2 rRNA genes are annotated in these 1,322 nt (G+C 49.2%); both read right to left on the bottom strand.

The features are described 5' to 3' along the window. Nucleotides 1-85 (bottom strand): 5S ribosomal RNA (rrf, locus tag E0709_RS12085); the annotation flags it as partial. Nucleotides 86-296: 211 nt separating this feature from the next. Continuing rightward, nucleotides 297-1,322 (bottom strand): 23S ribosomal RNA (locus tag E0709_RS12080); the annotation flags it as partial.

The raw sequence follows: 1,322 nt of genomic DNA, 5'->3' as shown, positions 1-1,322 counted from the left end.
ACCCAACACTACCATCGGCATCACAGCATTTCACTTCTGAGTTCGGCATGGAATCAGGTGGCGCTACTGCATTATGACCATCAGAAATCAGGGTTCAGATGACAGGTTTCAGACGGCAGTGCCGTGCTTTTTTTCCTGTATCTTACTTAATTCTTTCCATTTTTTTATTCTTTAAATTTGAAACAAGCTGTTTTTCTGAGTTTCTTTTCGTCTTTGTTATTCTTTCTCTCAAGTTCGTTCAACTGTCATCTGACTCCTGCCATCTGACCCCTGAACATCAAACCACTTGAGGTTGTATGGTTAAGCCGCTCGGGCAATTAGTACTGGTTAGCTCAACGGCTCGCACCGCTTACACACCCAGCCTATCTACGTCTTCGTCTTAAACAACCCTTACACTCTTAAAGAGTGGGATGACTCATCTTATGGCAAGTTTCGTGCTTAGATGCTTTCAGCACTTATCTCTTCCGCATTTAGCTACCCAGCAATGCTTCTGGCGAAACAACTGGTACACCAGTGATGCGTCCACTCCGGTCCTCTCGTACTAGGAGCAGCCCCACTCAATCATCCAACGCCCACGGCAGATAGGGACCGAACTGTCTCACGACGTTCTAAACCCAGCTCGCGTACCACTTTAAATGGCGAACAGCCATACCCTTGGGACCTACTTCAGCCCCAGGATGTGATGAGCCGACATCGAGGTGCCAAACACCGCCGTCGATATGAACTCTTGGGCGGTATCAGCCTGTTATCCCCGGAGTACCTTTTATCCGTTGAGCGATGGCCCTTCCATTCAGAACCACCGGATCACTATGACCTACTTTCGTACCTGCTCGACTTGTCTGTCTCGCAGTTAAGCTTGCTTTTACCATTGCACTAACCTGACGATGTCCGACCGTCATTAGCAAACCTTCGTGCTCCTCCGTTACTCTTTGGGAGGAGACCGCCCCAGTCAAACTACCCACCAGACACTGTCCGAGACCGCGTTCCGCAATCTTCGTTAGAACATCAAACGTTAAAGGGTGGTATTTCAAGGACGACTCCACAAGAACTGGCGTTCCTGCTTCTAAGTCTCCCACCTATCCTACACATCAAAATTCAAGGTTCAGTGTCAAGCTATAGTAAAGGTTCACGGGGTCTTTCCGTCTAGCCGCGGGTACACCGCATCTTCACGGCGATTTCAATTTCACTGAGTCTCGGGTGGAGACAGCCTGGCCATCATTATGCCATTCGTGCAGGTCGGAACTTACCCGACAAGGAATTTCGCTACCTTAGGACCGTTATAGTTACGGCCGCCGTTTACTGGGGCTTCGATCAGGAGCTTC

This window comes from Lonepinella koalarum (genome assembly GCF_004565475.1).
In the GTDB taxonomy this organism is placed as follows: Bacteria; Pseudomonadota; Gammaproteobacteria; order Enterobacterales; family Pasteurellaceae; genus Lonepinella; species Lonepinella koalarum.
The sequence above is the reverse complement of the archived record's forward strand: the minus strand, read 5'-3'. Positions and strand labels throughout refer to the sequence as shown.